This window comes from Corynebacterium fournieri, from assembly GCF_030408775.1.
GTDB lineage: Bacteria > Actinomycetota > Actinomycetes > Mycobacteriales > Mycobacteriaceae > Corynebacterium > Corynebacterium fournieri.
Window position 1 is genome coordinate 805163 of the sequence record NZ_CP047210.1, and the last position, 16666, is coordinate 821828.

Sequence of the window (16666 nt, forward strand, 5' to 3'; positions counted from 1 at the left end):
GGGTGCAATATTACACCCGGTGCAAGTTAAGGCAAACCGGCCGATAATTCGCCCTCTACCAGCGCAATGTCGTCTTCGAGGTACGTCAGTTTCAGCACGCCGGGCGCTTGCTTTGCGACGTCCCAACGGCCCTGCCCGCCATCGCACGCCTTCGTCAGCGGAATGGATTCGCCGCCCTGGCCAATCACGGCGGTGCAGCCGGTGAGGGGATAGGTCACGGATGCGGTGCCGCCGCCGAACGTGGCCACCGCAGGCCACGCCTTGACCTTCGCGTCGTCGGCGAGGCTGTTGAGGGTGCCGGTGTAGGTGCCGGTGGGGGCCGAAGGATCGTCGTCAGGCAGCTGCGGCTGCGCAGTGACCGTGACAGTTTCCGGGACCTCGTTGACGGGCTCCGGGCGCGGATTGGCGTACCAGTAGGCCGCAGCGAGCGCGACGCCGATGATGGCGACGATGAGCGCGAGCACCCCGCCGACCACCCACGGCTTGTTCGGCCCGCCAGCGGTGCGCAGTTCGGAGAAAGAATCAGGCATGAAAAAGCCCCCAGCTCGATGTGCAAGTGCTGGGGGCAGATTCTAGCGAGGCGCCAGCTACGGCCTAGTTTCGGTCGGTGTTGGCCATGGACAGCACGTTGAGGCGCTTGTCCAGCTCCTCCTCGGTGAGCTTCTCGCCGTCGACAAAGCCCAGGTCGATGGTGGCCTGGCGGATGGTGATGCCCTCCTTGACCGCGTGCTTGGCAATCTTCGCGGCGTTTTCGTAGCCGATTGCGGAGTTCAGCGGGGTCACGATCGACGGGGAAGACTCGGCCAGGGTGCGCATGCGCTCCTCGTTCGGCTCGATGCCGTCGACGAGCTTGGTTGCGAACTGACGAGCCGTGTTGGCCAGCAGGCGGGAAGACTCGAGCACGTTGCGCGCCATCATCGGGATGAACACGTTGAGCTCGAACTGGCCCTGGGTGCCGCCGAATGCGACAGCGGCGTCGTTGCCGATGACCTGAGCGGAGACCTGGGTGGCGGTTTCGCACAGCACCGGGTTGACCTTGCCCGGCATGATGGAAGAACCCGGCTGCAGGTCCGGCAGATGGATCTCGCCGAAGCCGGCGAGCGGGCCGGAGCCCATCAGGCGGATGTCGTTGGCGATCTTGTACAGCGAAACTGCGACGTTGCGCATCGCGCCGGAGAACTCGACCAGGCTGTCGCGGTTGGCCTGAGCCTCGAAGTGGTTCTTCGCCTCGGACAGCTGCTCGACACCGGTGAGCTTCTTCAGCTCCTCGGTGACCTTGCCGCCGAACTCTGCCGGGGTGTTGATGCCGGTGCCCACGGCGGTGCCGCCGATGGCCAGCTCTCCCAGGCGGTTCAGGGTCGCCTCGACGCGCTCGACGCCGAGCTCGATCTGGCGGGCGTAGCCGGAAAACTCCTGGCCCAGGGTGACCGGGGTGGCGTCCATGAGGTGGGTGCGGCCGGACTTGACCACCTCGTGCCACTCCTGCGCCTTCGTCTCCAGCGACTCCTGCAGCACCTTCAGCGCCGGAATGAGGTCGTTGGCGGCGGCCTCCGTCGCTGCGACGTGGGTGGCGGTGGGGAAGGTGTCGTTGGAGGACTGGCCCATGTTCACGTGGTCGTTCGGGTGGACCTCAACGCCGTTTTGCTTCGCGATGGAGGCGATGACCTCGTTGGTGTTCATGTTCGAGGAGGTGCCGGAGCCGGTCTGGAACACATCGATGGGGAACTGGTCGTCGTGCTGGCCGTCGGCGATCTCCTTCGCGGCGGCAATGATTGCGTCGGCCTTCTCAGCGTCCAGGTTGCCCAGGTCCTTGTTTACCTGTGCGCAGGCTGCCTTGAGCAGGCCGAGGGCGCGGATCTGCTGGGCTTCCAGGCCGCGGCCGGAAATGGGGAAGTTCTCCACGGCACGCTGCGTCTGGGCGCGCCAGAGAGCGTCGACGGGCACTTTGACCTCGCCCATCGTGTCATGTTCGATGCGGTATTCCTGATCAGCCATGATTGTCCTTTACTACTGTCGCGTGCACGTCGCGCACGGTAAGGTGCACGCGTGCCTGTCCACTGGACGATTATGCATCAACCGGACATTTGGAGGAGCGGATATGCCCGAACTTGACACCACGAAAGCCCCCACTTTGAGGGACGCGCTAGTGGCGGCGGCCGCGATGGTGTCCGTGGACGTCCTGCTTCTCGGTCAGGGTCTGCTTCTGCTGCGCGCTGACCTGCCCCGCTCGGTGGCGCTGACGGTGCTGCCGGTTGCTGTGGTTGTGGCGCTTGCGGTGCCCACGGTGATGCTCGTGCGCCACATGCGCCGCCGGGGGCTGGAGCTCGGATTCTCGCGGCTCGGGCGCCGGGGCTGGCACCTGCTGTGGCAGGCTCCAGTGGTGGTGCTCGGCTCTGCGTCAGCGACCGCTCTGGTTGCGCCGCTGTTCGGCATCGAGTCTGGCGGCGGTTCCACGGGGGAAGTCTTGGCCAGAGATTTAGATAGCGCCACACCGGTGCTGATGCTGTTGGCTGGCTACCTGCTCATCGGGCCGTGTATTGAGGAGATCGTGTTTCGCCGCGTGCTCATGAGGTACTTCGACACGCTCATGCCGCCGGCTGCGAGCGTGGTGGCCACCTCAGCGATTTTCGGGGCGGCCCATATTGCGCCACCAGCGATCGTGTTCACCTTCTTCTCCGGCATTGGCCTGGCGCTTGTGGCGCGCTTCCACGGCAACATCACGTCCAGTTTCATTGTGCACGTGGTGAATAATCTGCTGGCCAGCGCGGCCGTCATTGGCGCGCTGTTTTAGCTGCAGGAGAAGTTCCGGTTCGTCGATTTCGCCGTCGCGCTCGCTGTGGTGTCGGGATTTTCTGCCGTCCAGAGGGGCACCGCCCAGCTTCTCGGTATCTCCTCGCGCCGCCGGGCTCGAGAGCCGGCCGAGGCGCTGTTCGCCGCGCCTCACATCGAGCCCGCCCAAGTCGTGCACGCATTCTTCGGCGGGATCGCGTTCGCGCTGGTGGCGCGGCGGCATAAGTCGCTGTGGGCTTCGATCGTCGCCCACCTAGCCAACAACCTGCTGGTGGGGATCATCGTGATCGCGGGGCTGTTGGCGTAGCGGCTAGTTCTTCGGGTCGGAGTAGTCCACCACGGAGTAGTCCTGCAGCTTGGACAGCTGGTGCTGGGACTCCACGTAGCGCACGGTGCCGGACTTCGAACGCATGACCAGCGAACGCGTGGTTGCGCCGGACTTGCGGTACGTCACCCCGCGCAGCATGTCGCCGTTGGTCACGCCGGTGGCGGCGAAGTAGCAGTTGTCGGAGGTGACCAGGTCGTTGATGCCCAGCACGCGGTCCAGGTCGTGGCCGGCCGCGAGCACCCTTTCGCGCTCGACGTCGTCCTGCGGGGCGAGCATGCCCTGGATCTCGCCGCCGAGGCACTTCAGGGCGCACGCCGTGACGACGCCTTCCGGGGTGCCGCCGACACCCATGGCGATGTCGATGGAGCTGGCGTCCTGCGCCGCTGCGATAGCGCCGGCGACGTCGCCGTCCATGATGAAGCGGACCTTGGCGCCGGCGGCACGGATGTCGTCGACAAGCTGTGCGTGGCGCGGACGGTCCAGCACGACGACCGTGACATCGGAGGTGCGCAGGCCCTTCGCCTTCGCCACAGCCTCGATGTTTGCCTTGACCGGTGCAGTGATGTCGATAACGCCGGTGGCCTCCGGGCCAACGGCGATCTTGTTCATGTAGAACGCATCCTGCGGGTTGAACATGGACCCGCGGTCAGCGGCGGCGATCACGGAGATCGCATTCGGGCGGCCCTCTGCCATCAGGCGGGTGCCGTCAACCGGGTCCACGGCCAGGTCCACGGCGGCGCCGCGGCCGGTGCCGACCTGCTCGCCGTTGAACAGCATCGGGGCCTCGTCCTTTTCTCCCTCGCCGATGACGATCACGCCGTCCATCTCCACGGAGTTGATCATCTTGCGCATGGCGTTGACCGCGGCACCGTCGCCCTCGTTTTTCTGCCCGCGGCCCACCCAGCGGCCGGATGCCAGTGCGGCGGCCTCGGTGACGCGCACCAGCTCCATTGCGAGATTACGGTCGGGGAAAAGATCGGACTGTTCGGTCATTGGGGAGGCCTTCCTAAAAGCGATGCAAAAAAGACCCCTCTATTGTGGCACTACCGACTGCAAATGTGTCCGATCTTCCCACCTTTAAGGGGGAAAGTGGGGCGCATGACATACTGAAGCGCGTGGCAAACAACAAAAAACCGCGGATTTTCCAGGACGGACGCGACATCGCGATCAACGCTGTGCTCATCGTGGTGCTGATGGTTGTGGCAGTCGGCGCAACCGGGCTGTGCACCTTCAACCCGGGAGCGCCCGAACAGGGGCCGGTGCAGGAGGTGGATGCGAAGACCTTCCTCGATCTGGAGGCCCGCGCCGTGGATTTTCCGGTGCGCTACCCTGAGATGCCGGAAGGTTGGATCACCAACTCCGCGCGCCGCACCATGCTCGGCGGCCAGCCCGCACCCGTTGTCGGCTGGGTCACGCCCGACCGCGGATTTATCCAGCTCACGCAAACCGGCGTCGACGCAAACGCCGCCGCCGAGCAGGCGGACGGGAAGCCGCGCACGTTGAACCGCACCGTCGACATCGACGGCCGCAGCGCCGAGGTCTACACCTCCGAAGAAGAAGACGTGCGAGACCTGTGGGTCGTCGACGCCGGCGACGCCCGCTTCGTCCTCACCGGCGCGGGCGAGGACGGCGAGTACGAGCAGCTGATCTCAACCGCGCTGGCTACTGCTCCGATTGCGCAGACTGCGGGCTAGCCTCCCCGCCTTGGCGTGAGTTGATGGCTTCTTCGACGCGCTGCGAAGCTCCGTCGAGAAGCACCTCGCACCGCTTCGCCAGCGCCTCGCCGCGCTCCCAGTACTTCAGCGACTCGTCGAGGCTCATCTGGCCCAGCTCGAGGATCTTGACGGTTTCTACCAGCTCGTCGCGGGCTTGCTCGTAGCTCAAAGTGGACGGGTCTGGCAGTGCGTTGTCGTTTGCCTGGCCGGAGCCGAAGGTGTTCTCGGTCATTGGTGCGTTCCTTAATCTGCTTGCGTGGTGGACATGGCGGCGGCGGTGATGGAACCGTCGCCGACGCGGATGCGCAGTTGCGATCCGGGCGGGGATTGGTCGATGGAGGTGACAACCTCCGGCTCTGAGCCGTCGCGCGGCAGTACCTGCACCACGGCGTAGCCGCGGGCGAGCGTGGCCGACGGGCCCAGCGCCGAGACTTGGGCGCGCAGTGCGCGCACGTGCTGCGATTCGCGTTGCACAAGGTGGGAGATGTCGCGCCGGATCAGCGCGGAGGCGCGCTCTACCTCGTCGCGGCGGCGGGTGATGGCCATCATCGGGTCTGCGAGCGCGGGGCGCGTGCGTACCGACGCCAACCCGTCGCGCTCCCGGCGCACCCAGCCGCGCAGGGCAGCGGCCATGCGGGCCTGCGCCTCTTCAATCAGCGCGCGCTCCTGCGCCACGTCGGGCACGGCGCGCTTCGCCGCGTCGGTCGGGGTAGCGGCGCGCACGTCGGCGACGTTGTCCAAGACCGGGTTATCCGGTTCGTGGCCGATCGCGGAAATGACAGGCGTGTGCGCGTTGGCCACCGCGCGCTGCAGGGCTTCCTCCGAAAACGGCAGGAGGTCTTCGACCGACCCGCCGCCGCGGGCGATGATGATCACGTCCACGTCCGGGTCGGCATCGAGCACCCCGAGCGCCTCGATCACCGCCGGCACCGTCGTCGGGCCCTGCACGGGGGTGTTGATGATCTCGAAGCGCACCTGCGGCCAGCGATCCTGCGCGACCGAGACCACGTCGCGCTCCGCGGCGGACCCGCGGCCGGTGATGAGACCGACCTTCGTGGGCAGGTAGGGAAGCGGCTTCTTTCGGGCCGGATCGAACAGGCCTTCTGCGGCGAGCTGTTTGCGCAGCGCCTCGATGCGCGCCAGCAGTTCGCCGGCGCCCACGTGCCTGATTTCGCTCACCCGCATGGAGAAGGTGCCGCGGCCCGGGTAGAAGGACGGTTTGCCGAAGACGACGACGCGGTCGCCGTCCTTCAGCGGCACCTGCATCCCGGTCAACAGCGACGTCTCCGCGGTGAGCTGTACGCTGGCCTGCTCTTGGGTGTCGCGCAGCGTGAGGTAGGAAAACCGCCACGACGGCTTGGTGTTGACCTGGGTGAGCTGACCTTCGATCCACAACCACCCGAGGCGCTCGATCCATCCCTTGACCGACGTGTTCAGCTTCGACACCGACCACGGCGACTCAGGCGAGCTTTTCGACGGCGCACGCTGGCCGTCCGATGTGTCTGCCACCGCTTGCTCCTTTCCGTTTGACACAGGCAACGTTACCCGGCGGACTGACGTTGCCCGCCTATTGTTTTTGACGTTGATTAGTTAGGGTTGGTTCCATGACAAATCAGGGTAAGAAAGTCCTCCTCGCATCCCCCCGCGGCTACTGCGCCGGCGTCGACCGCGCCGTGGAGACCGTGGAGAAGGCCCTGGAGAAATACGGTGCGCCCGTCTACGTGCGCAAGGAAATCGTCCACAACAAGTACGTCGTGGAAACGCTGCAGGAGCGCGGCGTGATCTTCGTCGACGAGACCGACGAGGTGCCCGAAGGTGCCCACCTGGTGTTCTCCGCCCACGGCGTGTCCCCGGCGGTGCGCGACTCCGCCAAGGACCGCAACCTGCTCACCCTCGACGCTTCCTGTCCGCTGGTGACCAAGGTGCACAACGAGGCGAAGCGCTTCGCCCGCGACGGCTACCACATCCTCCTGGTCGGCCACGAGGGCCACGAAGAGGTTGAAGGCACCGCAGGCGAAGCTCCCGAGATCACGCACCTTGTCGACGGCGTGGACGGCGTCGACCGCCTGCCGGACTTCCCGGAAGACCAGAAGCTGGTGTGGCTGTCGCAGACCACGCTGTCCGTGGACGAAACCATGGTGATCGTGGACAAGCTGCACGAGCGCTACCCCAACCTGGAAAACCCGCCGAGCGACGACATCTGCTACGCCACCCAGAACCGCCAGGCCGCCGTCAAGGAGATCGCATCGCGCTGCGACCTGGTCATCGTGGTCGGATCGCAGAACTCCTCCAACTCCCGCCGCCTGGTCGAGGTGGCGCTGGAGGCCGGAGCGCAGGCCTCCTACCTGGTGGACTACGCCTCCCAGATCCAGGACGAGTGGTTCGAGGGCGTGGATACCGTCGGCGTGACCTCGGGTGCGTCGGTACCGGAGATCTTGGTCAAGGAACTGGTGGAGGAGCTCGCCCGCCGCGGCTACGAGGACGCGGAGGAAGTGACCACCACCGTGGAGACCATCACCTTCGCGCTGCCGCGCGATCTGCGCTTGCCGCGCCGCGAGGATCCGGCGGTGGCACAGGGCTAGGCCTGCGGGTTAGCCCTTGTACAGGTCCTCGCCGAGCCGGTCCGTAATTTTGGAGGAACCGGTTCGCGGGGACTTTTTCGTTGCCCGCTTCGCGCTGCGCTCCGTGTCCGCGCGACGCAGCAGTTCCTGCACCGGCACGGCCTGCGCGCGCTCGCGGGCTCTCCTGCCCGCGGAGTTGGTGCGGCGGTTGCTCTGGTTGAGCCGGGTGCGCTCCGCGGTCTCGCGGCGTCGCAGCTGCTGGTTATGGCGCTTAATCAGCTGGATGCGCACCACCGCGATGATGATGGAGCCGAGCGTGACGGTAAACAGCGCCGGAAACAGTTCGGTGACCGGGTAGAACACCAGCAGGAGGGCGGCCTTGCCGGAGGTGCCACCGGCGGAGATTTCGGCGCGCGACATCACCCAGCCCGCAACCAGCACAGCCGCGACGAACATGATCGGCGCGCTGGCCACGTTGATGAACAAGCCCCGCGGGTTGACCAGGGTGGCCACCGCTAACACCGCGATGGCGTACAGGGCTAGAAACGGCCAGCCGATGGCCCCGGCAGAAAGCGACAGCAACACGCCGGTAAACAATGCGGCGAAGATGATGCCGATGCCGGAGCCCGTAGGCAACCCTAGAAACGTTGCGGACGGGGACGCGGATTTCCGGCTCGAGACATGCGACACGGGAAGCTAGCTTACTCGGTGGAATCTTCTGCAGCGTGGCGGGCTCGCGAGGACACCGGCTTGAGTGCCGGAGCCGCCCCGCGCCGCGACGGCACTTTCACCTCTTCCAGCTTGCGGGCTGTGACCATCACGCGCGAGTCCATGGACGCCAACGTGGCGTTGTAGGCCTCCACCGCCTTGTCCAGGGAAGCACCGACGCGGTTGTAGTGCTCCGCCATGGTGGACAGACGCTGGTGCAGCTGCGCGCCGAGGCGCTGGATCTCCTTCGCGGCGTCGTTGAGCGACTCCTGGCGCCACCCCAAGGCCACGGTGCGCAACAGCGCGAACAAGGTGGTGGGGGTGGCGATGACAACATCGCGGGCGAACGCGTAATCCAACAGCTCAGGGTCGATGGTCAGCGCCGCATCCAAGAATGGGTCCGCCGGGACGAACAGGACTACAAACTCCGGGGTGGGTTGGAATGCGTCGATGTAGGCCTTCGCGGACAGCGTGTCCACGTGCGCGCGCACCAGGTGCGCGTGGCGTCGCATGAACGCCTGTCGCTCTTCCGGGTCTTCGGTGCCCAGCGCGTCCAAGTACGCCTGGAAGGGAACCTTCGCGTCCACGACAATGTTGCGGCCCTGGGTGAGGCGGACGATCATGTCGGGGCGCACGCGTGAGCCGTCGATAAGCATGTGTTCTTGGGTGTCGAAGTCGACGTGTTCGAGCATGCCGCCGAGTTCCACCACACGCTCGAGCTGCATTTCGCCCCAGCGGCCGCGGGTCTGCGGGGAGCGCAGCGCGGTGATGAGTTGGTCGGTGCGGTCGCCCAGGCGCGCCGAGGTGCGCCCGATCGCCTGCACCTGGCCCGCGAGCGAGGACGCGGAGACAGCCTGCTGCTTGTCCATAGCGTCGAGCTGGTCGCGCATGTCCTTCAACGCCCGGGCGACGGGACGCAGGTCCTGCGCCGGTTGCGGGGTGGCGCGGCGCATCCACGCGGCGCCGACGAAGATGCCGACGACGAACCCGGCGAGCACGCCGGTGGCGAGAATTAAAAGCACGGTGGCGGTGGACATGCCTGGCAGTAAACCACACCGCCGCGACACGCTACCGCTCGGGTTCGCTCGTGTGTTCGCCTGGGGTCCCGGCGGGCCCATTGTCTGAGCCGTCGTCGGAACGCCGGCCGCGCAAACGGTTGAGGCCGCTGACCCGCAGCTTTTTCAGGCTGGTGGTGCCGAAGCGCTCACGGGGATCCTGCTCCGGGGTGTCCTCGGCGACAGGGGCGTTGACCCACTCGCGCTCGCCGCGCCACTCCTGGCGCTTGTGCACCGACTCTTCCTCCACGATCTCCGCGATAACGCGGCCTTCGTCGGTGGCGAAATCGATCTCGGCCGCGCCGATCTCGCCGGCGTTGATGCGCAGCACCTCCAGGGCGTAGCGGTACACCACCGCGATCATGGCCGCCGCCGGCACCGCGAGGAAGCCGCCCATGAGCCCGAACAGGGCGCCGCCGACGGTCACGGAGACCAGCACAATCACCGGGTGCAGATCCATCGCGCGCGACTGCAGCATGGGCGACAAGATGTTGCCCTCGAGCTGCTGGGTGGCCAGCACGATGCCCAGCACGATCAGGGCCTTGGTGAACCCGAGGGTCACCAGCGCGATGAGCACGGCAAAAGCGCCTGCAGCAACCGCGCCGACGATGGGGATGAAACCGGCGACGAACGTGATCAGCGCCAGGGTGAACGCCATGGGCACGCCCACAATGGCGATGCCGGTGCCGATCACGATCGCGTCCACCAGCGAGCACACCGCCTGCGCCCGGATGAAACCGGACAGGGTGTTCCAGGCGCGGGTGAGCAGCTCGGTGAGGTAAAGGCCGGTGCGGCCCCCGGTCGCGCCGCGCAGCCACGGCAGGAAGCGGTGGCCGTCCTTGAGGAAGAAGAAGGTGAGCACGAACAGCACCATCAGGGTCACCGACAGCCCGGCTGCGGTGTTGATGCCGGAGAACACGCCGCCGGCGATCGCGCCCGCCTGGTTTTGCACCCACTGCTGGATCTCGTCGACGCCCTCGTTGAGGTTTTCCGGGTCCATGTTCAGCGGCGGGCCCTGCGCCCACAGCTGCAGGCGCTGCACGCCCTCGAACGCCTGGATGTACAGCAGGCGGGATTGGCCCACAAGGTCCGGGGCGATGATCATGCCCAGCGCCGCCAGTACCCCGAAGAACAGCAGCATGGTCAGCAGGGCGGCCAGGCCGGCGGGGACCCTTTGGCGTCGTAAAGCAGCTGCCACAGGCGCGAGCACAGTGCACACGATCAGGGCGAGCACGACGGGCAAAATGCCGGCCCAAAAAGCGCCGATGAGCTCGCCGACCGCGTACAAAAACACCGCGATGACGAGGATGCGCAGCGTGAACTTCGCGCCGGAGGAGATCCAGTGGTTGAACACGACGTTGCGGTCGACGCGGTCTTCGCGCTGCTGGGGTAACTGGATCGGTTTGCTCACGCGCACCATTGTGCACCATCGCACATTGCCTTGCGACGGCCACCTGACGGCCCCCGCCGGGCACAGGTAAAGCGTCCGCTAGGATATGTCGCCGTGAGCCTTACACTTGGAATTGTCGGTCTGCCCAACGTAGGCAAGTCCACCCTGTTCAACGCGCTGACGCGCAACGAGGTGCTTGCCGCGAACTACCCGTTCGCCACCATCGAGCCCAACGTGGGCCTGGTGGAGCTGCCGGATCCGCGCCTGTACCGCCTGGCGGAAATCTTCGACTCCGAGCGCGTGCTGCCCGCGACCGTGTCCTTCGTGGACATCGCCGGCATTGTCAAGGGCGCCTCCGAGGGTGAAGGCATGGGCAACGCCTTTTTGGCCAACATCCGCGAAGCGGACGCGATCTGCCAGGTCGTGCGCGCATTCAGCGACGACAACGTCATCCACGTCGACGGCAAGGTCGACCCGTCTGCGGACATCGAGGTCATCAACACCGAGCTGATCCTCGCCGACCTGCAGACCATTGAGAAGGCCCTGCCGCGCCTGGAAAAGGACGGCCGCAAGGACAAAGACGTCGCAGCGCAGGCGGAGGAGGCGAAGAAGGCCCAGGCGGTCCTCGAAGACGGCCGCACCCTGTTTGCCGCCTCGAAGAGCGGGGAGGTGGACCTGGCGCTGCTGCACCACCTGCACCTGATGACCGCGAAGCCGTTCCTCTACGTGTTCAACTCAGACGAGGACGTGCTCACCGACGACGCGAGAAAGCAGGAGCTGCGCGAGCTGGTCGCGCCCGCCGGGGCTGTGTTCCTGGACGCGCAGACCGAAACCGAGCTGCTCGAGCTTGACGACGAAGACGCCGCCGAACTGCTCGCCGCCGTCGGACAGGATGAGCCGGGGCTGCAGACCCTGGCCAAGGCCGGCTTCGACACCCTCGGCCTGCAGACTTACCTCACCGCGGGCCCGAAGGAGGCGCGCGCCTGGACGATCCGCAAGGGCGACACCGCCCCGAAGGCCGCCGGCGTGATCCACTCCGACTTTGAGAAGGGCTTTATTAAGGCCGAGATCGTCGGCTTCGACGACTTGAACGAGGCCGGCTCCATGGCCGAGGCCCGCGCCAACGGCAAGGTGCGCCAGGAGGGCAAGGACTACGTCATGGCCGACGGCGACGTCGTTGAATTTAAGTTCAATGTGTAGGTTAGCCGAATAAGAAGCTCTGGCAGATGGTGGGGTAATCCTGCTCTGACATCTTATTCCAGCTTGGATGCGCTGGGATTAGGACTGGTCACGTGTGAGAAAGTTTCGTGTACAACTAGTGACATGAACTTTTTATTGCTCGGTGGTACCGGTTTCCTTGGAGGACACATTGCGGCTGCAGCAATCGACCGAGGACATCAAGTTACCTGCCTCGCGCGGGGTAACGGGAAGGTTCCCAACGGAGCCGAATTTGTGAGTTCAGACCGTGACCGTGACGGTGCGTACGATGAGGTTGCGGGGAAAACTTGGGACACCATTGTGGATCTGACGAGTCAGCCGAAGCATGCGCGGGATGCGGCGGCGAAACTCCAGGCCAAGCATCGTATATTTGTGTCTTCGAGCAGCGTATATGAGGACCAAGGAAGTATTTCTTCCGAGTCTGATTCCATAGTCACTCCGCTTGAAATTGACTACATGGAGAACATGGGGCAGTACCCAGCTGCAAAGTCTGCTTGCGAAACGATTTATCGCAACATAAATAGGTCGGTAATGGTAGTTCGACCCGGTCTGATCGCCGGCTACGGCGACGAAACAGGGCGCAGTGGTTACTATCCGTGGCGCTTCGCGCATCCCACGGGTGAGAACGTGATCGTCCCAGACCCGGCGTTTCCCGTCGCTATGATTGATGTGAAAGACCTTGCAGACTGGATAGTTGAGTCTGCAGAAGTTGGAACTTTCGGAACCTTTAACGCCACGGGGTTTGCTACTTCCTTGTCCGATGTGTTCAAGATTTCGCGTGAGTTAACCGCATCGGAGGCTACGGAGCGACCTTGCTCTGATGAACTGCTTCTCGCTAATGATGTAACCCCGTGGATGGGCCCAAAATCGTTGCCGTTGTGGGTGCCAGGTGAACAGTTTCGCAACATCGCGCTACTCGATTGCGCCACAGCCTACGAAGCTGGCCTGCAGATTCGCCCGTTGAAAGAAACATTGGCGGATGCGCTGCGATTCGAAGAAGAACAGCAGGGGGAAAGACTCGCTGGGCTCAGCGATGAGGAGGAAGTCGTGTTTCGCCAGCGGTTAGAAGATGGTATTTAGTTTCGGCAGGAACAGTTTTAGTTGCAGTCGGGACCGTACTAAGTTGGTTTTCGTTCCGCGACTGACTGTGAGAATGAGTCCGAATCTGACTTGAGGGGAACTTCGGCGGTGCTAGCTCTTCATGACGTGGAACGATCTAGCCTGCGGAGGTTGCCTTTCCGAGCAGGAAACGCCTTGCGGCACACTTTTCAGCTTCTCGAATCGCTTGCAACTGAGTGAGGTAGCCTTCTTTCGCCACTCCGTCGAGTTCAAGTTCAACGTGTAGTTACGCTTCGGGGCTGCCCACGCAAAACTCGTTGCCTTCCGGATCTTGCATAACGGTCCAAACGAGTCCCGGAGCCTCATGGCTGCCGAGTTCAGTGGCGCCCAACGTCTTGAGGCGCTCTACTAGGGGTTCGCGTTCAGTGCCGACGCCGTCGATATGAACGCGGTTCTTGCCGGGGGTGGGGTCGGCGACACGCTGAAAACCTAGTGCCGGGGTGGAACCGACCATGACAAAGTCTCCGTAGTCGGCGACGATCTCGCATCCTGTCGCGGAGGACCAGAATTCGGCGAGCCGAGAGGGATCGTTGCAGTCGAGGGTTATCTGGCGGATAGCGAAAGTTGAGTCACGCATAGTCCGCACCGTACCCGTGCTTCGCACTCCACGTCTCGCTTCGCCTTCTTCAAGGATTCGCAGGACGCCCCGAGTCGCCGAAGCGGTTTTACGGCAGCCGGGGCCGGCGCCTCGTCGACTTCAGCTCCGAGCGTCGCTTCTTTGCCTCGAGCCGGCGCCGCACCGAGCCGCGAGTCGGTTTCGTCGTGCGCCGCGGGGGAGGTGGCGGGGCGAGTGCCTCGCGCAACAGGGCGGCTATGCGTTCCCGGGCCTCGGCGCGGTTGCGGACCTGTGAGCGCTGCGTCGACGCGCTGACGGTGAGCACCGTGCCGTCCAGGCGGTGCTCGAGGTTGCGCAGGGCGCGGCGGCGTTGGGCGTCGGAAAGTGATGCGCACGCCGCGATGTCGATGGAGAGCTGGACCTTGCTGTCCGTCGTGTTGACGCCCTGGCCGCCTGGGCCCGAAGACTTTGCGAAACGCTCGGTAAGATCCCCAGCGGCGACGACAACGCCGTCGGGGATCCCCGGTCCGGGCGCAATGGTTAAGTCGTGCATGCCGCCCACCTTACGTTTGCAGGTGGTGGGCGCTGAACCTGCGGGGGCGAGGAAACGGAGCTCGTCGTCAAGCAAACCGCTCTAGCGCTGCGGCAGCACAACCTCCGGATACTTGCGCACGTATCCCACCGCGATGATCACGAGCGCCGCCGCGGCGCCGATGACGGTCTCCGCGGTGCGGGCGAGCAGCATCGGCCAGACGGGGGCGGTGTCGACTACCTGGATCATCAACAGGGCCGTGGGTGTGATGAAGCTGGCGGCGATGGTGTAGTTGCGTGTCACGTACATCTCGGTGAGGTACTGCAAGATGACAATCCAGACGACGATCTGCCAGCCCTGCATCGGGTGGGACAGCAGGAAGCCGGCCACTGCGATGCCGGTGAGGGTGCCGAGTACGCGCTCGATCGCCCGGTAGTACTGCACCTTAAACCGCGAGTTCACCAGCGGGGCGACGGAGGCGACCATTGCCCAATAGGAATGCGACAACGGGTCGAACACCGTCACAGAAATCAGCCCTAAAACACCGGCGAGCAGCGGGGCGAAGAAGAACCGGCGGGCCTCCACCCGCAGGCGCCGCCACGGCACACGCCCCGCACCCGGGTCGCGCGTGGGGTGCTCGGTGTCCTTCGCGTCGCCGCCGGGACCTTCGCCGATGGGGTGCGAAAGCTGGCCCAGCCCCAGGCAGAGCAACGCCGCGCTGCCGGCGATGGCGAAGGCGAGCAGCGGATGGACCGGATTATTCAGCGAACCGACCGCCGCCACCGAAAAGATGACGAAAACCGACCCTGTCGGCTTCATGTCAGCGGCCAACGCGGTGGTGGCCCATGTGGAAGAAACTAGGGAGGTCACCACAATGAGCACCCACGGGCTGACATCCAGCCACGCCATGGTCGCGCCCAACGTCACCGACAATGTGAGCGCGATACCCGCCAGGATCTGGTGCTTCAGGCGGGTCACGCGCGTGGTGTGCCTGCCATAGACGCCGGTGAACGCGCCGAAGTTAGCGTAGATGGCCAAATCGAGCCGCCCGATCGCAAGGAGAGCGAACATGGGGAGGGCCACGCCGAGCGCGGTGCGGAAGGCGGGGATGTGGTCGCGCCGGGCAGGACCCATCTGAAACAGCGGGCTGAAGTGGTGCAACCTAGTCCTCCTTTGTTCGCTCTGTTCGCTCGGCGCTGCTGGGCCGTGCAAGTCTATCGCGGGGGCGGCGGAGGCGAGGCGGGGGAAGCGGCACTCGAGCTTTGGCTCTATGATGGCGCGGTCATCGCAGTTAGAAGAAGGAGTTTTCGTCGCAGTGTCTCACCCAGGACAGTATTTTTTCGCGTCCAGGAACCAGCCCAACTACGCGTGGTGGAGGCCGCTTGCGGAAATCGTCGTCGCCGCCGTGCTCACCGTCGCGTTCGTAGCGGTCATCGGCTTGTCGCTGCAGGCGGCGGGGGTGGATCCCACCGGCGGCGCCGCCGATAAGTACTTCGGCTACGGGTCCGTCGTGGTGGAGATTCTGGCGGTGATCCTTGCGGTGCGGTTCGTCGGACGCAGGCCGGTGGCGTCGGTGTGCGCGGGTCGCCCGGGCACCAAAGCATGGGTGCCATTTGCCGCCTACGCGCTGGCGTTCGTGGTCATCGCGGCAGTCTTAAGTGTGGTCGGCGTGTTCGGCTACGGCGCGTCATGGGGCCAGGTCTTCGGCGGGATCGGCAGTGATTTCCCGGTGGAGCTGGTTGCGATTGTGCTGGCCGCGCTCGCAGAAGAGATGGCGTTTCGCGGCCTCTTTCTTCAGGCGTTCACGGCGTGGACAAAGCACCCGGTTGCCGGTGCGCTGCTCGCGGCGCTGCCGTTCGTTGCGATGCACCCGCAGGCGTACAACTCCCCGGTCGCATTCGCGCACTACTTCCTCGACGCGTTGTTGTACGCGCTGCTGGTGTGGGCGTTTAACAGCATTTGGGTCGCGGTGGCGGTGCACGCGGCGTGGAACACCTTTGGTTCGATCGAGGCGCTCGGGATGCCTAACTCGGCCGCAGTCCTGGTGGCGACATTTGCGGCGTCGGCGCTGGCCACGGCAGTGGTCATCGCGGTGTTGCGCCGCGTGGCTACGCCGCAGTCGCCCTCGCCAGCCTCGGCCTGACCTCGTTGTACTGTTGCTTTGCGACGCCCCTTCGGCCCACACCCGAAACAATTCCGCACCGCCGAGGGCGCCCGGCGCGGCGGGGCTGAATGGGGCGGTCCTGTGATTCGGAAGGCAACGGTGGGAGACGCGGAGCTCGTCGCAAAGCTATTGCACGACTTCAACACCGAATTCGACACCCCGGTCCCCGACAACCTGGAGCGCAGATTTTCCTCGCTGCTCGCGCGCGAAGACGTGGTGGTCGTGCTGGCGGGCAAGGTTGGGTTCGCGTACCTGACGCTGCGGCCGAGCCCGTACTACGACGGCCCGGTGGCCATGCTGGAAGAGCTTTACGTCGCACCCGCGCAGCGCAATCAGGGGATTGGCACCGCCCTCATGCGCCGCGTGCTGGAGGAAATCGCAGGCGCCGGGGAGATGCAGATCAACGTCGACGAGGTCGACGCCGATGCCCGGCGGTTCTACGAACGCCACGGGTTCACCAACATCGAACAGGGCTCGCGCATGCTGCTCTACATCCGCGAACTGCAGCAGCTTGAGTGACAGGGAATACT

19 protein-coding genes are annotated in these 16666 nt (G+C 65.0%); 8 read left to right on the top strand and 11 right to left on the bottom strand.

What is annotated here, in order from left to right; all coding sequences use genetic code 11:
• Nucleotides 1-26: 26 nt before the first annotated feature.
• Nucleotides 27-530, bottom strand: a complete 504-nt coding sequence (locus tag CFOUR_RS03980) for a hypothetical protein (RefSeq protein ID WP_085957484.1) — start codon at nt 528-530, stop codon at nt 27-29.
• 64 nt (nt 531-594) lie between these two features.
• Nucleotides 595-1995 carry a class II fumarate hydratase gene (locus CFOUR_RS03985; RefSeq protein ID WP_085957485.1) on the bottom strand — a complete coding sequence of 467 codons (1401 nt, stop codon included), beginning with the start codon at nt 1993-1995 and terminating at the stop codon, nt 595-597.
• Between the two features lie 103 nt (nt 1996-2098).
• On the opposite strand from CFOUR_RS03985, the gene CFOUR_RS03990 reads away from it, so the two are divergent.
• The gene (locus CFOUR_RS03990; RefSeq protein ID WP_085957486.1) at nt 2099-2791 is read left to right on the top strand and encodes a CPBP family intramembrane glutamic endopeptidase; all 693 of its coding nucleotides are present in this window, start codon (nt 2099-2101) and stop codon (nt 2789-2791) included.
• 48 nt (nt 2792-2839) lie between these two features.
• Entirely contained in the window at nt 2840-3097 is a 258-nt protein-coding gene (locus CFOUR_RS03995) for a CPBP family intramembrane glutamic endopeptidase (protein ID WP_179154812.1), read from the top strand.
• Nucleotides 3098-3100: 3 nt separating this feature from the next.
• Here CFOUR_RS03995 and glpX read toward each other — a convergent pair whose 3' ends face one another.
• Nucleotides 3101-4111, bottom strand: a complete 1011-nt coding sequence (glpX, locus tag CFOUR_RS04000) for a class II fructose-bisphosphatase (RefSeq protein ID WP_290180032.1) — start codon at nt 4109-4111, stop codon at nt 3101-3103.
• A gap of 122 nt (nt 4112-4233) precedes the next feature.
• Between glpX and CFOUR_RS04005 the strand changes: the two genes are divergently transcribed.
• Nucleotides 4234-4812, top strand: a complete 579-nt coding sequence (locus CFOUR_RS04005) for a DUF4245 domain-containing protein (RefSeq protein ID WP_085957489.1) — start codon at nt 4234-4236, stop codon at nt 4810-4812.
• Here the strand turns inward: CFOUR_RS04005 and CFOUR_RS04010 are convergent.
• The gene (locus CFOUR_RS04010; protein ID WP_085957490.1) at nt 4781-5065 is read right to left on the bottom strand and encodes an exodeoxyribonuclease VII small subunit; all 285 of its coding nucleotides are present in this window, start codon (nt 5063-5065) and stop codon (nt 4781-4783) included. The two genes, CFOUR_RS04005 and CFOUR_RS04010, sit on opposite strands and share 32 nt — an antisense overlap.
• Nucleotides 5066-5076: 11 nt before the next feature.
• Nucleotides 5077-6342 (bottom strand): exodeoxyribonuclease VII large subunit, encoded by a 1266-nt coding sequence (gene xseA, locus CFOUR_RS04015; RefSeq protein WP_085957491.1) that lies wholly within the window; start codon nt 6340-6342, stop codon nt 5077-5079.
• 95 nt (nt 6343-6437) lie between these two features.
• On the opposite strand from xseA, the gene CFOUR_RS04020 reads away from it, so the two are divergent.
• On the top strand, nt 6438-7415 hold the full coding sequence (locus CFOUR_RS04020) for a 4-hydroxy-3-methylbut-2-enyl diphosphate reductase (protein ID WP_085957492.1): 978 nt from the start codon (nt 6438-6440) through the stop codon (nt 7413-7415).
• 9 nt (nt 7416-7424) lie between these two features.
• Here CFOUR_RS04020 and CFOUR_RS04025 read toward each other — a convergent pair whose 3' ends face one another.
• From CFOUR_RS04025 to CFOUR_RS04035, 3 genes are all read right to left on the bottom strand, one after another.
• Nucleotides 7425-8030 (bottom strand): DUF6542 domain-containing protein, encoded by a 606-nt coding sequence (locus tag CFOUR_RS04025; protein ID WP_179154813.1) that lies wholly within the window; start codon nt 8028-8030, stop codon nt 7425-7427.
• 65 nt (nt 8031-8095) lie between these two features.
• Nucleotides 8096-9139 (bottom strand): DNA recombination protein RmuC, encoded by a 1044-nt coding sequence (locus CFOUR_RS04030; protein ID WP_085957493.1) that lies wholly within the window; start codon nt 9137-9139, stop codon nt 8096-8098.
• Nucleotides 9140-9170: 31 nt separating this feature from the next.
• The gene (locus CFOUR_RS04035; protein ID WP_413540778.1) at nt 9171-10568 is read right to left on the bottom strand and encodes an AI-2E family transporter; all 1398 of its coding nucleotides are present in this window, start codon (nt 10566-10568) and stop codon (nt 9171-9173) included.
• 93 nt (nt 10569-10661) lie between these two features.
• Here CFOUR_RS04035 and ychF point away from each other — a divergent pair, with 93 nt between their 5' ends.
• Together ychF and CFOUR_RS04045 are read left to right on the top strand one after the other, a co-directional pair.
• Nucleotides 10662-11747: a redox-regulated ATPase YchF gene (ychF, locus tag CFOUR_RS04040; RefSeq protein WP_085957495.1), complete on the top strand. Its 1086-nt coding sequence runs from the start codon at nt 10662-10664 to the stop codon at nt 11745-11747.
• Between the two features lie 123 nt (nt 11748-11870).
• Nucleotides 11871-12845: an NAD-dependent epimerase/dehydratase family protein gene (locus tag CFOUR_RS04045; protein WP_085957496.1), complete on the top strand. Its 975-nt coding sequence runs from the start codon at nt 11871-11873 to the stop codon at nt 12843-12845.
• 265 nt (nt 12846-13110) lie between these two features.
• Here the strand turns inward: CFOUR_RS04045 and CFOUR_RS04050 are convergent, their stop codons facing one another.
• From CFOUR_RS04050 to CFOUR_RS04060, 3 genes are all read right to left on the bottom strand, one after another.
• Nucleotides 13111-13461, bottom strand: a complete 351-nt coding sequence (locus CFOUR_RS04050) for a VOC family protein (protein WP_085957497.1) — start codon at nt 13459-13461, stop codon at nt 13111-13113.
• An 88-nt stretch (nt 13462-13549) separates the two neighbouring features.
• Nucleotides 13550-13993, bottom strand: a complete 444-nt coding sequence (arfB, locus tag CFOUR_RS04055) for an alternative ribosome rescue aminoacyl-tRNA hydrolase ArfB (protein ID WP_290180038.1) — start codon at nt 13991-13993, stop codon at nt 13550-13552.
• Nucleotides 13994-14074: 81 nt separating this feature from the next.
• Nucleotides 14075-15133, bottom strand: coding sequence for an FUSC family protein (locus tag CFOUR_RS04060; protein WP_085957499.1), 1059 nt, complete (start codon nt 15131-15133; stop codon nt 14075-14077).
• Between the two features lie 154 nt (nt 15134-15287).
• On the opposite strand from CFOUR_RS04060, the gene CFOUR_RS04065 reads away from it, so the two are divergent.
• Nucleotides 15288-16115: a CPBP family intramembrane glutamic endopeptidase gene (locus CFOUR_RS04065; protein WP_179154814.1), complete on the top strand. Its 828-nt coding sequence runs from the start codon at nt 15288-15290 to the stop codon at nt 16113-16115.
• A 102-nt stretch (nt 16116-16217) separates the two neighbouring features.
• Nucleotides 16218-16655 (top strand): GNAT family N-acetyltransferase, encoded by a 438-nt coding sequence (locus CFOUR_RS04070; protein WP_085957501.1) that lies wholly within the window; start codon nt 16218-16220, stop codon nt 16653-16655.
• The last annotated feature ends 11 nt before the right edge of the window (nt 16656-16666 follow it).